This is a genomic window from Pseudomonas cichorii (genome assembly GCF_018343775.1).
Classification (GTDB): Bacteria; Pseudomonadota; Gammaproteobacteria; order Pseudomonadales; family Pseudomonadaceae; genus Aquipseudomonas; species Aquipseudomonas cichorii.
In genome coordinates, this window is sequence record NZ_CP074349.1 from 5681943 (window position 1) to 5697983 (window position 16041).

Annotated in this window: 16 protein-coding genes; 2 read left to right on the forward strand and 14 right to left on the reverse strand. The window is 56.8% G+C overall.

All coding sequences use genetic code 11. The features are described from left to right. Positions 1 to 57: 57 nt before the first annotated feature. The 8 genes from KGD89_RS24530 to KGD89_RS24565 all read right to left on the reverse strand — a co-directional run bounded on the left by KGD89_RS24530 (position 58) and on the right by KGD89_RS24565 (position 9030). The gene (locus KGD89_RS24530) at positions 58 to 921 is read right to left on the reverse strand and encodes an ABC transporter permease subunit (RefSeq protein WP_025262372.1); all 864 of its coding nucleotides are present in this window, start codon (positions 919 to 921) and stop codon (positions 58 to 60) included. Then, the gene (locus tag KGD89_RS24535) at positions 918 to 1838 is read right to left on the reverse strand and encodes an ABC transporter permease subunit (RefSeq protein WP_025262373.1); all 921 of its coding nucleotides are present in this window, start codon (positions 1836 to 1838) and stop codon (positions 918 to 920) included. Before KGD89_RS24535 ends, KGD89_RS24530 begins: the two co-directional genes overlap by 4 nt. Continuing rightward, the gene (potA, locus tag KGD89_RS24540) at positions 1835 to 2977 is read right to left on the reverse strand and encodes a polyamine ABC transporter ATP-binding protein (protein ID WP_025262374.1); all 1143 of its coding nucleotides are present in this window, start codon (positions 2975 to 2977) and stop codon (positions 1835 to 1837) included. Before potA ends, KGD89_RS24535 begins: the two co-directional genes overlap by 4 nt. 56 nt (positions 2978 to 3033) lie before the next feature. Beyond that, positions 3034 to 4101 carry a polyamine ABC transporter substrate-binding protein gene (locus tag KGD89_RS24545; protein WP_260407480.1) on the reverse strand — a complete coding sequence of 356 codons (1068 nt, stop codon included), beginning with the start codon at positions 4099 to 4101 and terminating at the stop codon, positions 3034 to 3036. Positions 4102 to 4341: 240 nt separating this feature from the next. Further along, positions 4342 to 5439: a polyamine ABC transporter substrate-binding protein gene (locus KGD89_RS24550; RefSeq protein ID WP_025262376.1), complete on the reverse strand. Its 1098-nt coding sequence runs from the start codon at positions 5437 to 5439 to the stop codon at positions 4342 to 4344. 240 nt (positions 5440 to 5679) lie between these two features. Then, positions 5680 to 7038: an aspartate aminotransferase family protein gene (locus tag KGD89_RS24555; protein ID WP_025262377.1), complete on the reverse strand. Its 1359-nt coding sequence runs from the start codon at positions 7036 to 7038 to the stop codon at positions 5680 to 5682. Between the two features lie 65 nt (positions 7039 to 7103). Further along, positions 7104 to 8462, reverse strand: a complete 1359-nt coding sequence (locus tag KGD89_RS24560) for a glutamine synthetase family protein (RefSeq protein WP_025262378.1) — start codon at positions 8460 to 8462, stop codon at positions 7104 to 7106. 34 nt (positions 8463 to 8496) lie between these two features. Beyond that, positions 8497 to 9030, reverse strand: a complete 534-nt coding sequence (locus tag KGD89_RS24565; RefSeq protein WP_143008724.1) for a hypothetical protein — start codon at positions 9028 to 9030, stop codon at positions 8497 to 8499. A gap of 68 nt (positions 9031 to 9098) precedes the next feature. Between KGD89_RS24565 and KGD89_RS24570 the strand changes: the two genes are divergently transcribed. Together KGD89_RS24570 and KGD89_RS24575 are read left to right on the forward strand one after the other, a co-directional pair. After that, entirely contained in the window at positions 9099 to 10475 is a 1377-nt protein-coding gene (locus KGD89_RS24570) for a glutamine synthetase family protein (protein ID WP_025262380.1), read from the forward strand. Between the two features lie 176 nt (positions 10476 to 10651). Beyond that, positions 10652 to 11290 (forward strand): TetR/AcrR family transcriptional regulator, encoded by a 639-nt coding sequence (locus tag KGD89_RS24575; RefSeq protein ID WP_025262381.1) that lies wholly within the window; start codon positions 10652 to 10654, stop codon positions 11288 to 11290. A 57-nt stretch (positions 11291 to 11347) separates the two neighbouring features. Here the strand turns inward: KGD89_RS24575 and KGD89_RS24580 are convergent, their stop codons facing one another. The 6 genes from KGD89_RS24580 to KGD89_RS24605 form a co-directional block, all read right to left on the reverse strand. Next, positions 11348 to 11563, reverse strand: a complete 216-nt coding sequence (locus tag KGD89_RS24580) for a TOBE domain-containing protein (RefSeq protein ID WP_025262382.1) — start codon at positions 11561 to 11563, stop codon at positions 11348 to 11350. Between the two features lie 28 nt (positions 11564 to 11591). Beyond that, a complete protein-coding gene (gene ssuB / locus KGD89_RS24585) occupies positions 11592 to 12404 on the reverse strand; it encodes an aliphatic sulfonates ABC transporter ATP-binding protein (RefSeq protein WP_025262383.1) in 813 nt (270 codons plus the stop codon). After that, on the reverse strand, positions 12401 to 13198 hold the full coding sequence (gene ssuC, locus KGD89_RS24590) for an aliphatic sulfonate ABC transporter permease SsuC (protein ID WP_025262384.1): 798 nt from the start codon (positions 13196 to 13198) through the stop codon (positions 12401 to 12403). Before ssuC ends, ssuB begins: the two co-directional genes overlap by 4 nt. A 28-nt stretch (positions 13199 to 13226) precedes the next feature. Continuing rightward, positions 13227 to 14192 carry a sulfonate ABC transporter substrate-binding protein gene (locus KGD89_RS24595; protein WP_025262385.1) on the reverse strand — a complete coding sequence of 322 codons (966 nt, stop codon included), beginning with the start codon at positions 14190 to 14192 and terminating at the stop codon, positions 13227 to 13229. A 150-nt stretch (positions 14193 to 14342) separates the two neighbouring features. After that, positions 14343 to 15080: a hypothetical protein gene (locus KGD89_RS24600; protein ID WP_025262386.1), complete on the reverse strand. Its 738-nt coding sequence runs from the start codon at positions 15078 to 15080 to the stop codon at positions 14343 to 14345. 260 nt (positions 15081 to 15340) lie between these two features. Next, positions 15341 to 16039 (reverse strand): hypothetical protein, encoded by a 699-nt coding sequence (locus KGD89_RS24605; RefSeq protein WP_025262387.1) that lies wholly within the window; start codon positions 16037 to 16039, stop codon positions 15341 to 15343. Positions 16040 to 16041: the final 2 nt, after the last annotated feature.

Genomic DNA, 16041 nt, shown 5'->3' on the forward strand with positions numbered 1-16041 from the left:
TTCAAGCCCCCTCTCACAATTCACAGTGGATTGTGGGAAGGGCTTGAACGCGACTCATCAGGCAGTACGCGGCTTGTAGGTATCGGCTGCGCTTTCTTCGATGGCTTGCTGGATGGCGCGCTTGCGGCGCTCTTCGGCACGGCGGGTGAAGTACCAGACCAGGAAGGTCACCAGCGAAACCGCCAGCAGGATCAGGCTGGCCACTGCGTTGATTTCCGGCTTCACGCCCAGACGAACAGCAGAAAACACTTCCATCGGCAAGGTCGTGGAGCCCGGCCCGGACACGAAGCTGGCCAGTACCAGATCGTCCAGCGACAGGGCAAAGGACATCATGCCGCCCGCTGCCAGCGATGGCGCGATCATCGGGATGGTGATGAGGAAAAACACCTTCCACGGCCGGGCGCCCAGGTCCATGGCCGCTTCTTCGATCGACAAGTCCAGCTCACGCAGACGTGACGACACGACCACCGCGACATAGGCCGCGCAGAAAGTGGTGTGTGCGATCCAGATGGTGACGATGCCACGCTCCTGAGGCCAGCCGATCAACTGCGCCATGGCCACGAAGAGCAGCAACAGCGACAGACCGGTGATCACTTCCGGCATCACCAGCGGCGCCGTGACCAGCCCGCCGAAAAAGGTACGGCCCTTGAAACGCGAGATGCGGGTCAGGACGAAAGCCGCCATGGTGCCCAGGGCAACCGCAGCAATCGCCGTGTAGAAAGCGATCTCCAGCGAGCGCCATACCGACCCCATCAGTTGGGTGTTATCCAGCAGGCCTACATACCACTTGACCGACCAGCCACCCCAGACGGTTACCAGCTTGGAGTCGTTGAACGAGTAAATGACCAGAATGACCATCGGCGCATAAATGAACAGCAGGCCCAGGACCAATATCAGGTTCGAGAAACGGAAGCGGTTCATACCTTGCCCTCCAGTTCTTTGGCCTGGCTGCGGTTGAACAGAATGATAGGCACGATCAATACCAGCAGCATGATGACCGCCAATGCCGAGGCAACCGGCCAGTCACGGTTGTTGAAGAATTCTTGCCACAGGACCCGACCGATCATCAGGGTTTCCGGGCCCCCCAGCAGCTCGGGGATCACGAACTCGCCCACCACCGGGATAAACACCAGCATGCAGCCGGCAATCACACCGTTCTTGGAGAGCGGCACGGTGATTTTCCAGAAGCTGTTGAAGGTGCTCGAACCAAGGTCCGATGCGGCTTCCAGCAGGCTCTGGTCGTGTTTCACCAGGTTGGCGTACAGCGGCAGGATCATGAACGGCAGATAGGAATAGACCACGCCGATGTAGACCGCCAGGTTGGTATTGAGGATCTGCAGCGGCTCGTCGATGAGGCCCAGCCACATCAGGAACGCATTGAGCAGCCCGTTGTTGCTGAGAATGCCCATCCAGGCGTAGACGCGGATCAGGATCGCCGTCCAGGTCGGCATCATGATCAGCAGCAACAGCACGGTCTGCATGTCCTTGCGGGCGTTGGCGATGGCATAGGCCATTGGATAGCCGATCAGCAGACACAGCAAGGTGCTGAAGAATGCCATCTTCAGCGAGCCCAGATAGGCCGAGATGTACAGATCGTCACCGGTCAGCAGCGTGTAGTTGGCCAGATTCAGGACCAGTTGCAGCTTGTCTTCGGCGTAGGTGAAGATTTCGGTATAAGGCGGGATCGCCACATCCGCCTCGGCGAAGCTGATCTTGAGAACGATCAGGAACGGCAAGGCGAAAAACATGAACAGCCAGAGAAACGGCGCGCCAATGACCAGTTGCCGGCCATTGGGCGTGATTCGCTGGAGTGCGCGTTTGATCTTGCGGATTTTCATGAGCGCAGTACCACGCCGCTGTCGTCTTCCCACCACACGTAGACTTCATCGTCCCAGGTCGGTCGTGCGCCCTGGCGCTCGGCGTTGGCGACGAAGGACTGCACCAGCTTGCCGCCGGGCAACTGGACGTAAAACACCGAGTGGCCGCCCAGATAGGCAATGTCATGCACCTTGCCACGGGACCAGTTGTGCTCGAAGGTCGGCTGCTCGGTGGTGATCAGGAGCTTTTCCGGGCGCAGCGCATACGTGATGCGCTTGTCTTCCACCGACGTGCTCACGCCGTGACCGACATAGATATGGCGCTCAAGGTCAGGGCTCTGGATCAGCGCATAGCCTTCCATGTCCTCGATCACCTCGCCCTCGAACAGGTTGACGCTGCCGATGAACTCGCAGACCAGTCGGCTGGTAGGCGTTTCATAGATATCGATAGGGCTGCCGATCTGGGCGATCCAACCCAGGTGCATGATCGCGATGCGGGCGGCCATGGTCATGGCCTCTTCCTGATCGTGGGTCACCATCACGCAGGTCACACCCACGCGCTCGATGATTTCCACCAGCTCCAGTTGCATCTGCGAGCGCAGTTTCTTGTCCAGCGCGCCCATGGGCTCGTCGAGCAGCAGAAGCTTGGGTTTCTTGGCCAGGGAGCGGGCCAGGGCAACGCGCTGACGCTGACCACCGGACAACTGATGCGGCTTGCGCTTGGCATACTGGGTCATGTGCACCAGCTTGAGCATCTCGGCCACACGGGCGTCGATTTCGTCCTTGGGCAGCTTGTCCTGCTTGAGACCGAAGGCGATGTTATCGGCCACGGTCATGTGCGGAAACAGCGCATAGGACTGGAACATCATGTTGATCGGGCGTTCGTAGGGCGGCATGTCGGTGATGTCAACGCCGTCCAGAAAGATGCGACCCTCGGTCGGGCGCTCGAAGCCGGCAAGCATGCGCAGCAATGTGGACTTGCCGGACCCGGAACCGCCGAGCAGGGCGAAGATTTCGCCCTTGTTGATCTGCAGGGACACATCGTCCACGGCAACCGTCTCGTCGAATTTTTTCGTGACCCGATCGATCCTGACCAGAACCTCTTTGGGTTGCTGACCGCCTTCGATGGCTTTTTTGTAGGCGCCGGAGGCAACTGGCATGGGTGAAACTCCCCAACAATAGGCAGCCCGACCCATTCGGCCGGGCGCTGGATTTTTTATTTCCCCGACTTGACCTTGGTCCAGCTGCGGGTCATCAGACGTTGCACCTTGGGCGGCAACTCACTATTCACGAACAATCTGTCCAGTACTTCCTGAGGCGGGTAGACCGCTTCATCGGTGCGAATGTCCTGATCCATGAGATCACCGGACGCCGGGGTGGGATTGGCATAACCGACTTCATCACTGACTTTGGCGATCACCGCAGGATCAAGCAGATAGTTGATGAAGGCGCTGGCTTGCTTGACGTTTTTGGAGTCAGCCGGGATAGCCAGCATGTCGAACCAGAGGTTGCCGCCTTCCTTGGGAATGGAATAGGCAATCTTCACGCCCTTGCCCGCTTCTTCTGCGCGGTCGCGGGCCTGGAACACATCGCCCGAAAAGCCGGCTGCAACGCAGATGTCGCCGTTGGCCAGATCGGTAATGTATTTGGATGAATGGAAGTAGGTGACATAAGGACGTACCGCCAACAGCCTGGCTTCAGCCTTCTTGTAGTCGGCTTCCTTGGTGCTGTTGGGGTCCAGGCCCAGATAATTGAGCATGGCCGGAATCATTTCATCCGCCGAATCGAGGAACGCCACGCCACAACTGGAGAGCTTCTTGATGTTCTCGGGCTCGAACAGCACGGACCAGGAGTCGATCCGGTCGACACCCAGAACCGCCTTTACCTTCTCGACGTTATAACCGATGCCGTTGGTGCCCCACAGGTAAGGCACGGCGTACTGGTTGCCCGGATCGTTTTTCTCCAGACGCTTGAGCAGCGCCGGGTCTAGGTTCTTGTAGTTGGGCAGCAGCGACTTGTCGAGCTTCTGGAACGCTCCGGCCTTGATCTGCTTACCCAGGAAATGGTTGGACGGCACGACCACGTCGTAACCGGTACGCCCGGCCAGCAGCTTGGCTTCCAGGGTCTCGTTGGAATCGAATACGTCGTACATCGGCTTGATGCCGGTGGTGGTTTCAAAATCCGCCAGGGTGGTCTTGCCGATGTAATCGGACCAGTTGTAGATGTGTACGGTGGACTCGGCCTGAACACTGGCAACAGTGGTCAGCGCTGCAACGGCGAGCATCGATCTGGCCAATAAAGAAATAGACACTTGAACAATCCTTTCAGTATGGGGGTCTGGTGCCCGTGTCGGTGAGCTGAAAAACGGGTCGGCAACTTACCGTTGATGGCTGCGAATCGCAAAGAACTTTATATGACACACCCTTGCAGGAGCGGATTCATCCGCGAAAGCTCTTGTTCAGACGCCGCAATTGCATTGAATGAAAAGAGCTTCGCGAATGAATTCGCTCCTACCGGAAGGCGGTTATTTGCCCGATTTGATCTTGGTCCAGCTGCGGGTCATGATCCGCTGGGTCGCAGCAGGCAAGTCAGCGATGGCATACAGCTTGGCCTGTACATCGGCTGGCGGATAAACGCCCGGGTCGCTGGTGATTTCCTTGTTGACCAAAGGAGTCGCCGCCGCGTTACCGTTCGGGAAGCGCACTTCGTCGGTGATCTCGGCCATGATTTCCGGCTTCATCAGGAAGGTCATGAACTTGTAGGCACCGTCGACGTTCTCGGCATCCTTGGGAATGGCGACCATGTCAAAGAAGCTGCCAGCACCTTCTTTCGGAATGTTGTAGCTGACCTTGACCTTGCCACCCGCCTCTTCGGCGCGCGCCTTGGCCTGGTAGATATCACCCGAGTAGCCCACGGCTACGCAGATGTTGCCGTTGGCCAGGTCGGAGATGTACTTGGACGAGTGGAAGTAGGCAATCGAAGGACGAATCTTCAGGAACAGTGCCTCGGCTTCGGCGAGTTGCTTCTTGTCCTGGGAGTCGGTCGGGTAGCCCAGGTAATGCAGAGCGATCGGCAACATTTCGGTTGGCGAATCGAGGAAGCTGATACCGCAGGACTTCAGCTTGGCTGCGTTTTCAGGCTTGAACAGCAGATCCCAGGAATTGACCGGCGCATCGGCACCCAGAGCGGCCTTGACCTTCTCGGGGTTGAAGCCGATACCGATCGAGCCCCACATGTACGGGAAAGCGTGCTTGTTGCCCGGGTCGCTGACCGAAACGGCCTTGAGCAGGTCCTTGTTCAGGTTGCCATAATTGGGCAGCTTGGACTTGTCCAGTTCCTGATAGACGCCAGCCTTGATCTGCTTGGCCAGGAAATTGTTGGACGGCACAACGATGTCATAACCGGACTTGCCCGCCAGCAGCTTGGCTTCCAGTGTTTCGTTGCTGTCGAAAACGTCGTAGACAACCTTGATGCCAGACTCTTTCTCGAACTTGGCAACGGTATCCGGTGCGATGTAATCGGACCAGTTATAGACGTGCAGCACTTTGTCATCGGCCTGTGCAGTTGCGGCCACCACGCCCATGAGGGACAAGGCGAGAAGGGTCTTGCCAAATTTTTTCATGCGTACAGCTCCAATGTTTTATCACTGACCGTTAGATTAGCGGCTTCTAGCCATTAGTCTGGCAAGTTCCGGTTCGAGCTTTCAAGCCGACTTTCACCACATACGCATCCATGCTGCAGGAGATTCCTGTCAAACAAGCCCCACTACGAATTGACCGTGGGAGCGAATTCATTCGCGAAAGGCCGGTACATCCGAAAAACATGCGTCGCCGTCAACGACGTCTCGCGGATAAATCCGCCTCTACAGTGCGGCCAGCGTCAGATCCAGGCACTTTCGCGCCTTCTCGATCAACTCATCGATTTGCGCAAGACTGATGACCAGCGGTGGCGCAATGATCATGGTATCGCCCACGGCCCGCATGATCAGGCCATTGTCGAAACAAAAGGTTCTGCAAATCATGCCAACGCCCTTGTCGGCATAACGCTCACGAGTGGTCTTGTCTTTCACCAGCTCGATTGCACCCAGCAGACCAACACCCCGAACCTCTCCTACCAGGGGATGATCGTTCAACTCGCGCAGTCGCTTTTGCAAGTATGGTGCCGTTTCCGCTTTAACCCTTTCGACGATTTTCTCTTCGCGCAGGATACGGATGTTTTCCAGCGCAACAGCCGCCGCCACAGGATGCCCGGAATAGGTAAAACCATGGTTGAAGTCGCCGCCTTCATTAAGCACTGCGACGATTTCATCGCGTACGACGAGGCCGCCCATCGGCACATACCCCGAGGTCAGGCCCTTGGCGATGGTCATCATGTCCGGCTTGAGGCCGTAGAAATCGCTACCGAACCACTCACCTGTACGACCGAAGCCACAAATCACCTCATCGGCCACGAACAGGATGTCGTACCTGGCCAGGATTTCCTTGATCTTCGGCCAGTAGCTATCCGGCGCGACGATCACACCGCCCGCGCCCTGAATCGGCTCGGCAATGAACGCCCCGACATTTTCCACGCCCAGCTCGAGAATCTTCTTCTCCAGTTGCTCGGCAGCCCAGATACCGAACTCGTCAGGCGTCATGTCGCCGCCTTCACCAAACCAGTACGGCTGGGGAATATGCACCACACCCGGGATCGGCAGATCGCCCTGCTCGTGCATGTAGGTCATGCCGCCCAGGCTGGCACCGGCAACGGTCGAGCCGTGATAGCCATTGACCCGGCTGATGATGGTTTTTTTATTGGGCTGGCCTTTGATTGCCCAGTAATGGCGGACCATGCGCAGCATAGTGTCGTTGCCTTCGGAGCCTGAGCCGGTAAAGAACACATGACTCATGCCCGCAGGCGTGATTTCGGAAAGGGCCCTGGCCAGCTCCAGCGCCGGAGGATGGGCCGTCTGGAAGAACAGGTTGTAATAAGGCAGCTCGCGCATCTGTTTGCTGGCAGCTTCCACCAGCTCTTCACGTCCATAGCCGATGGCGACACACCACAGGCCGGACATGCCGTCCAGAATCCTGTTGCCTTCGCTGTCCCACAGATAAACGCCTTCGGCGCGCGTGATGATGCGCGGGCCTTTATCTTTCAACTGTCTGTAGTCGCTGAATGGTGCCAGATGGTGCTCGCTGCTCAAGGCTTGCCATTCCAGGGTTTGAGGGTTCTTGGCACTCATGCAGCGTTCCTATGTCCGGGTTCGATGACAAGACGCCACAGCAGGTTCTGCGGCGTCTGCAGGGCTTAAACAGCGAAGAGCAGAAACTCCCGCTCCCACGAACTGATCACGCGCTTGAAGTTCTCGTGCTCGGCACGCTTGACCGCCACGTAGCCGACGATGAACTTCTTGCCCAGGTACTTTTCGATGATCTTGCTGTTTTCCATCCGCTCCAGCGCATCCTCGATGGTCAGCGGCAGACGAAGGTTGCGTCGCTCGTAACCGCGCCCGACCACCGGCGCACTCGGGTTCAGCCCTTCAACCATGCCGATGAAGCCGCACAACAGGCTCGCAGCAATCGCCAGATAAGGGTTGGCATCGGCGCCCGGCAGACGGTTTTCCACGCGACGGTTCTGCGGCACGGCATCCGGCACACGCAAGCCCACCGTGCGGTTCTCTTCACCCCATTCGACGTTTACGGGGGCCGAGGTGTCCGGCAGGAAGCGGCGGAACGAGTTGACGTTGGGTGCAAACAGCGGCAACAGCTCGGGGATAAGCTTCTGCAAACCACCGACGTGGTTCAGGAACAACTGGCTCATGGTCCCGTCGTCGTTGGAGAAGATGTTCTTGCCGGTCTTGATGTCGATGATGCTCTGGTGCAAGTGCATCGCACTGCCTGGCTCGCCGGTCATGGGCTTGGCCATGAAGGTGGCGGCCACGTCATGCTTGAGCGCGGCTTCGCGCATGGTGCGCTTGAACACCAGGATCTGGTCGGCCAGGGACAAGGCATCGCCATGACGGAAGTTGATTTCCATCTGCGCCGTACCGTCTTCGTGGATCAGGGTGTCCAGATCCAGGTTCTGCAGCTCGCACCAGTCGTAGACATCTTCAAACAGGGGATCGAATTCGTTGGCGGCTTCGATGGAGAACGACTGACGCCCGGTTTCAGGACGCCCGGAGCGACCGACAGGCGGCTGCAATGGATAATCCGGGTCATCGCTGCGCTTGGTCAGGTAGAACTCCATCTCCGGCGCAACAATCGGTTGCCAGCCCTGATCGGCATAGAGCTTGAGGACTTTTTTCAGGACATTGCGCGGCGACAGCTCGATAGGGTTGCCCTGCTTGTCGTAGGTGTCATGAATGACCTGCGCAGTGGGCTCGATGGCCCAGGGCACCAGATACACCGCGTTCTGGTCGGGGCGGCAGATCATGTCGATGTCTGCCGGGTCCAGCAGTTCGTAGTAGATGTCGTCTTCTACATAGTCGCCGGTCACCGTCTGCAGCAGCACGCTTTCAGGCAGACGCATGCCTTTTTCGGCAATGAACTTGTTGGTCGGCGAGATCTTGCCGCGGGTGATCCCGGTGAGGTCGGACATCATGCATTCGACTTCGGTGATCTTGTGTTCTTTCAACCAATCGGTGAGCTGGTCGAGGTTGGTACTCATAAATACCTCAGGGGTTGTCGTGTCCTGATCGCGATCAGGCGTTTTTCCGACGCATCGGCGTCACGTTGTACAACTCGTTTCGGCAGGCAAGAATAAGCGGTAAGGTGGCATCTGCCTGTTTGCAGGCATGAGCAGCATCTGTAACGCCGGTCATGCCGCTATAGTGATACTGTTCAATATGAAAAGTTGCTGTAGCGCAGAGCCGATGTCCAGTATGGCTGGAACTCATGGCACTGCTGTCGGGTCGCACACAGAGTCTTGCAGGATTCGACGGCAGGCTGTTGAAGACATTGATAGAGCGGGCATGATGACCGCTCTGTCCTGCACCGGGAATGGAGTCGATCAAGGGAAGGCAAGGCATTGAAACCCCGGTTTTATTGCTCTGTGGGCTGCAATCGAGCTTAGCCTTGTTCATTTTTTTATACAACGCCCCGATAAAAATAGAATACGAGTCCTCCCGATCCAGGCTCAGCGCTGCTCGAAACAAGGAATACGCGCCCCAAATAGCGGCAAAAAAGGCTGTATGGCGCAGTTTTAGGGCAACAAATGGCTCTATTGACTTCATCATGGCTTTCGGATTGACTGAAACCCGTAATGCTCGATGATTGATATTTTTAACAACAAAGGTGTTGCATCATGTCGGTACCCCCGCGTGCCGTTCAGCTCAACGAAGCGAACGCGTTCCTTAAGGAACATCCTGAGGTTCTGTACGTTGACCTTCTGATTGCAGATATGAATGGTGTGGTGCGTGGCAAACGCATAGAACGCACCAGCCTCCACAAGGTTTACGAGAAGGGCATCAACCTGCCTGCCTCTCTATTTGCCCTGGATATCAATGGCTCCACGGTGGAAAGCACCGGCCTGGGTCTGGATATCGGCGATGCCGACCGGATCTGTTATCCAATCCCCGATACCCTGTGCAACGAGCCCTGGCAGAAGCGCCCTACGGCACAACTGCTGATGACCATGCACGAACTCGAAGGCGAGCCCTTCTTCGCCGACCCGCGTGAAGTGCTGCGTCAGGTAGTGAGCAAGTTCGATGACATGGGCCTGACCATCTGCGCGGCATTCGAGCTGGAGTTCTACCTGATCGACCAGGAGAACGTGAACGGTCGCCCACAACCGCCACGCTCGCCGATCTCGGGCAAGCGCCCGCACTCGACACAGGTCTACCTGATCGACGATCTCGACGAATATGTCGACTGCCTCCAGGACATTCTGGAAGGTGCGAAAGAGCAAGGCATCCCGGCCGACGCCATCGTCAAGGAAAGCGCCCCGGCCCAGTTCGAGGTGAACCTGCACCACGTGGCCGATCCGATCAGGGCCTGCGATTACGCAGTTCTGCTCAAGCGTCTGATCAAGAACATCGCCTACGACCACGAAATGGACACGACCTTCATGGCCAAGCCCTATCCGGGTCAGGCAGGTAATGGTCTGCATGTCCACATCTCGATCCTGGATCGCGATGGCAAGAACATCTTCACCAGCGAGGATCCCGAGCAGAACGCCGCATTACGTCATGCGATCGGCGGTGTGCTCGAGACCCTGCCGGCCCAGATGGCGTTCCTTTGCCCGAACGTCAACTCGTACCGCCGGTTCGGTGCCCAGTTCTACGTGCCCAACTCTCCGACCTGGGGCCTGGACAACCGCACCGTTGCGTTGCGCGTGCCAACCGGTTCGGCCGATGCCGTGCGTATCGAACACCGTGTTGCCGGTGCCGATGCCAACCCGTATCTGGTGATGGCTTCGGTGCTGGCAGGCGTGCATCACGGCCTGACCAACAAGGTCGAGCCGGGCGCTCCGGTGGAAGGCAACTCCTACGAGCAGCACGAGCAAAGCCTGCCGAACAACCTGCGAGACGCACTGCGCGAGCTGGACGACAGCGAAGTCATGGCCAAGTACATCGATCCGAAATACATCGATATATTCGTGGCCTGCAAAGAGAGCGAGCTGGAGGAGTTCGAGCACTCCATCTCCGATCTTGAGTACAACTGGTACCTGCATACGGTCTGATCCAGACCGCTGCACAAAGCGCCGCAAGCCTTAGGGTCATGCGGCGTTTTTGTTTTTCTTCGCGAATAAATTCGCTCCAACAGGGGTTTTCACTGTTGGAGCGAATTTATTCGCGAAGACCTTAAAAGAGACGCCACTGTACAATGCCGCAGCCCCGCCGCCCCCGAGAGCACCCCATGACCCGCACCGTCGCCCTTCGCAAACCCCGAGCACGCAGCCAGGCACGAATCGATTCGATTCTCGATGCTGCACGCACCTTGCTCGCTACCGAAGGAGTGGCCAGCCTGTCGATCTACAGCGTGGCCGAGCGCGCGGAGATACCGCCCTCTTCTGTCTACCACTTCTTTGCCAGCGTCCCGGCATTGCTTGAGGCCCTGACCGCCGATATCCATGCAGCCTTCCGGGCATCGTTGCAGGCGCCTATCGATCATGACCAGCTCAAGGACTGGCGCGATCTGTCACGCCAGGTGGAATTGCGCATGCTCAACATCTATAACGCCGATGCCGCCGCACGCCAGTTGATCCTTGCCCAGCATGGCCTGACCGAAATCAATCAGGCCGACCGCCAGCACGACATCGAACTGGGTCACCTGATGCTTGAAGTGTTCAACCGCCATTTCCCGATACCGGCACTGCCGGACGATGTGGATGTATTCGCCCTGGCGATGGAACTGGGCGACCGTGTCTACGCCCGCTCGATACAACTGCACGACCAGATCACGCCACGCATGGCCGAAGAAGGCATGCGGGTGTTCGACACCTATCTGGGGCTGTACCTGCCGCCATTCCTGCCAAAAAGGCCTCAGCCTCTTTGATCAGGACGTAAAAACCCCGGAGGGTCTGCACCGTCCGGGGTTGGGTGTCACTGAAGATCACAGCTTGGCGATCGACACCTCGGTGGACTTCACGAATGCAATCACTTCGCTGCCCACGGCCAGTTCCAGCTCTTTTACCGAGCGGGTGGTGATGACCGACGTCACGATACCGGAAGCGGTCTGCACGTCGATTTCGGACAGCACGTCACCCTGGACAATTTCCTTGATGGTGCCTTTGAACTGGTTGCGCACGTTAATCGCTTTGATAGTCATGGTATGCCTTCCTTTTGTGGGATCGGGGTTAATTGGCCCAACGCAATTGCGTGGGCAATGGTGAAGAGGGTTCGGGTTCAGGCGGCGCCCCGGGCAGGGACAGCACGCGGTTGAGCACTTCGGTTTCCAGCGCAGCCAGACGATGGGAGCCACGCGCCCGAGGACGCGGCAGGTCGACCACAAGGTCGAGCCCGATGCTGCCTTCTTCGATCAGGATCACCCGATCGGCAATGGCCACGGCCTCACTGACATCGTGGGTCACCAGCAGGACCGTGAAACCATGCTTGCGCCACAGGTTTTCGATCAGTTGCTGCATTTCAATACGGGTCAAGGCATCCAGCGCGCCCAGCGGCTCATCGAGCAATAGCAGGCGCGGTTTGTGGATCAGCGCCCGCGCCAGGGCAACACGCTGCTTCTGGCCGCCAGACAAAGCCGCCGGCCATTCATTGGCACGCTCGGCCAGACCGACCGCTTCCAGCGCCTCAAGCGCCTGGGGACGCCAGTCACCGCTCAGGCCAAGGCCCACGTTGTCGATGATCTTCTTCCAGGGCAGCAGACGCGCTTCCTGGAACATCAGGCGAGTGTCTTCCCGAGCGTCGGCCAGGGAGGCGGAACCAGCCAGCAACTGACCCTCGGTAGGCTTGTCCAGACCGGCCAGCAGGCGCAACAGAGTGCTCTTGCCGCAACCACTGCGACCTACCACGGCCACGAACTGACCGGCCGGAATGTGCAGATCGATGTCCTTGAGTACGACACGGGAACCGAAGGCTTTCTTCAGGTCCTGAATCGCCAGCGGAATACCACGCAGCAAATGCGGAGGTTGTTGTTTCAGACTCGTCATGCTGCACCGCCTTTGCTGACCTGATAGGCCGGATGCCAGCGCAGGCATACACGCTCCAGAGCTCGCGCCGCCAGATCGGCCAGCTTGCCAAGCACGGCATACAGCACGATGGCCAGAACCACGACGTCGGTTTGCAGGAATTCACGGGCGTTCATGGCCAGATAGCCGATGCCGGAGCTGGCCGAGATGGTTTCGGCCACGATCAGGGTCAACCACATGAAGCCAAGGGCAAAGCGCACACCCACAAGGATCGAAGGCATGGCGCCCGGCAGAATCACATGACGGAACAGGCTGAAGCCTGACAGACCGTAGCTGCGGGACATTTCCACCAGCGCAGGGTCGATGTTACGAATACCGTGATAGGTGTTCAGGTAGATCGGGAACAAGGTGCCCAGCGCGACCAGGAATACCTTCGCGGTCTCATCGATGCCGAACCACAGGATGACCAATGGAATCAGCGCCAGGTGCGGCACGTTACGAATCATCTGCACCGAACTGTCCAGCAAGCGCTCACCCCATTTGGTGAGGCCGGTGATGAAACCCAGAATCAGCCCGATACCGCCGCCAATGGCGAAACCGATACCGGCACGCCAGCCGCTGATTGCCAGGTGGGTCCAGATTTCACCGCTGGCAATCAGATTGACGCCAGCCTCTATCACCGCGCTTGGCGCAGGCAGAATGCGGGTGGACAGCCAGCCGGCGCTGACTGACAGTTGCCAGGCCGCCAGCAGCAAGACTGGAAGTGCCCAGGGCGCCAGTCTGTGAAGGGTTCGTTGCGAAGCACTAAGGCTCATGGAGTTGTCTCCTCGAAAGGCCTGCCAATCACTGTGCTTTCGCTACAGCAGCGGGAGGTGTCCAGATCACGTCGGCAATGCGCAGTGGCTTGGGAATCAGTTTGAGCTGATAGAAGGTGTCAGCGATTTTCTGCTGCGCATCGACCACCTGAGGCGTGATGAACAGCGCCCCGTAGCCCTGGCGTTTCACCGAAGTCAGAGTGATGTCAGCCGGCAGGCCCAACAACGGCGCAACCTGTTTGGTCACTTCCTCAGGGTGAGCCTGAGACCACTCGCCCACAGCTCGAACTTCTTCGACAAGGGCCTGGATCACTTTCGGGTTCTTTTGCGCGTAAGGCTTGGTGGCCAGATAGAACTGATGGTTATCAGCGATACCGGTACCGTTCCTCAGCGTACGTGCCTGCAATTGCTGTTCGGCTGCGGCCTGGTAAGGGTCCCAGATGACCCAGGCATCGACACTGCCACGCTCGAAAGCGGCACGCGCATCGGCAGGCGGCAGGAATACGGTCTGGATATCGGTGTATTTCAGGCCAGCGTCTTCCAGCGCACGCACCAGCAGGTAGTGAACGTTGGAACCCTTGTTAAGGGCGACTTTCTTGCCTTTGAGGTCTTTGACCGAAGTGATCGGTGAATCCTTGGGCACCAGAATCGCCTCGCTGGTAGGCGCTGGCGGCTCATAGGCAACGTAAAGCAGGTCCGCGCCGGCAGCCTGCGCGAAAACCGGAGGCGTCTCGCCGGTGACGCCGAAATCGATGGAGCCTACGTTCAGACCTTCCAGTAACTGCGGGCCGCCCGGAAATTCGGTCCACTGCACTTTCACGCCTTGCTCGGCCAGACGCTTCTCAAGGGAGCCTTTGGCCTTGAGCACCACCAGGGTGCCGTATTTCTGATAACCGATACGAAGGTCTTCAGCCTGGGCCTGGGTAATGGCCCCCAAAGCGACTGCTGCGGCAAACAGAGCGGCCAGGCCTCGACGCAAGATGAGAGTGCGCATGGGGCGCTCCTTTGCTGGGTATTGAATGTTCATGAGGCGAAAACCGCCGTAATGGAGTGACATTAACAGTAGTTTTTTATATCCATAAATCTCATTTATTCATTTGGTTATTCCCAAAACGAATATGAGGTACTTCACTCGCCAATTTCTTTACCACTCCCAATCTTTTTCCATGAACTCGGCAGTGGGCGGCAGGACGGAATGCAGGAATTGCAGGTATTGCTCGAACAGGTCCTTGTTGGGGAGATGGGCGACAAATCCTGTAGTGATGTCGGTGCAATGAATAACGATGATGGAGCGCTTTCGATCAATCGTGACGAAGTTGTGGGTATCCCATGGACGAGTTTCCCGATGATGGATTTTATTCTCCCAATTCAGCAAAGAGCGTGCGGCCCCGATTGAAATGGCGGCGGGGCCGATGAGAAAGAGCAGAGAACCCGTGACAAGGGCTACGCCGAGAAATAGCAGGATGGTGAAAATGGCGATGCCTTTGAAGAGCGGGCCTGCGAAGCTTGGGTAGTAGTCGTAATATTCAAGCAATGCTTTTTGTGAGGTGACACTGTAGTTGAATATGGTTTTTTGTCTGAAGATGAGTATATAAAAAAACACATTACAGTATAGAAATATAGCGCCGGCCATTAGTTCGGGCACATGAATCTGACTTTTCCACCACGTCAAAAAAGTAAGTAAAAGTCCCCATGCCGTACCAGCGCAAAAAATAAGCACCTGGCCTTCCATTATGTCTTTTGGAGTGCCGTTTATAGTCTTTATGGACCAGTCAAATATTTTTTCGCAGTCTTTCAACTCATCAAAATGATAAGCAGCATTTTGTTTTTCGGTATCATTCAGAGACTCGTCACTGAGCGAAGCTTTTTTCTTGTTGCACATATCGCCTACTTATTCCGGGGTTGCAAGTGCCAGGGATTGGGTGCGGTGCTCAGCACTTATCAAAAGATGGGTTGTGGTTAATCCATCGGCTGTGCCATTACTCTGCTTGTCGAGTTCTATCTGATAAATGTTGGGGGTGCCGATATTGCGGATAATCACCTTGCGGTGTGGCAAGGAAATCTGCCCCACCATGACACCAACAATATCGTGACTGACAAAACACACTATTCAAAAGCTTGTTGCATCAGGCACCGCGTTTTTCACCACTCCCAGTCTTTCTCCATGAACTTGGCCGTGGGTGACAGGACCGAGTGCAGGAATTGCAGGTATTGCTCGAACAGGTCTTTGTTGGGGAAGCGGGCTTCAAACCCCACCGTGATGTCCGTTCGATGGGTGATTATCATGGAGCGTTTGCGATCCACCGTGACAAAGTTATGCTCGTTCCAGGGCAGACTTTCTTCATGGTGGATTTTATTCTCCCAATTCAGCAAAGAGCGTGCGGCCCCCAGTGAAATGGCGGCTGGACCAATCAGAAATAGCAGGGAGCCTGTGACGAGGGCCACGCCGAGAAATAGCAGAATGGTGAAGATGGCGATGCCTTTGAAGAGAGGGCCTGCGAAGCTTGGGTAGTGACGAAAGTGCTCGACAGACCCAACCCGGTATGTAATGCGGTAATTAAATATGGTCTTCTGTCTTATTACAAGCACAATCAAGTAGACAAAATACGCTACTGTTGCGCAAGCAAACCCTATAAACAACCCTACACTCTCAGTCAGAGCATCCCACATCAACCATATAAAATAAAGAAAAAGCGAAAGAACCCCAGCTATAACAGAAACCTGAAACCTCATAAACTCCTTCGGAGGGCAATCAATTGTTTTTATACTCCACGCCATTACAGCCGTATCGCTGCTGAAAAGTGTGTTCTGCGCTGTGCGGCAGGCGGCTATGTTATTCATAA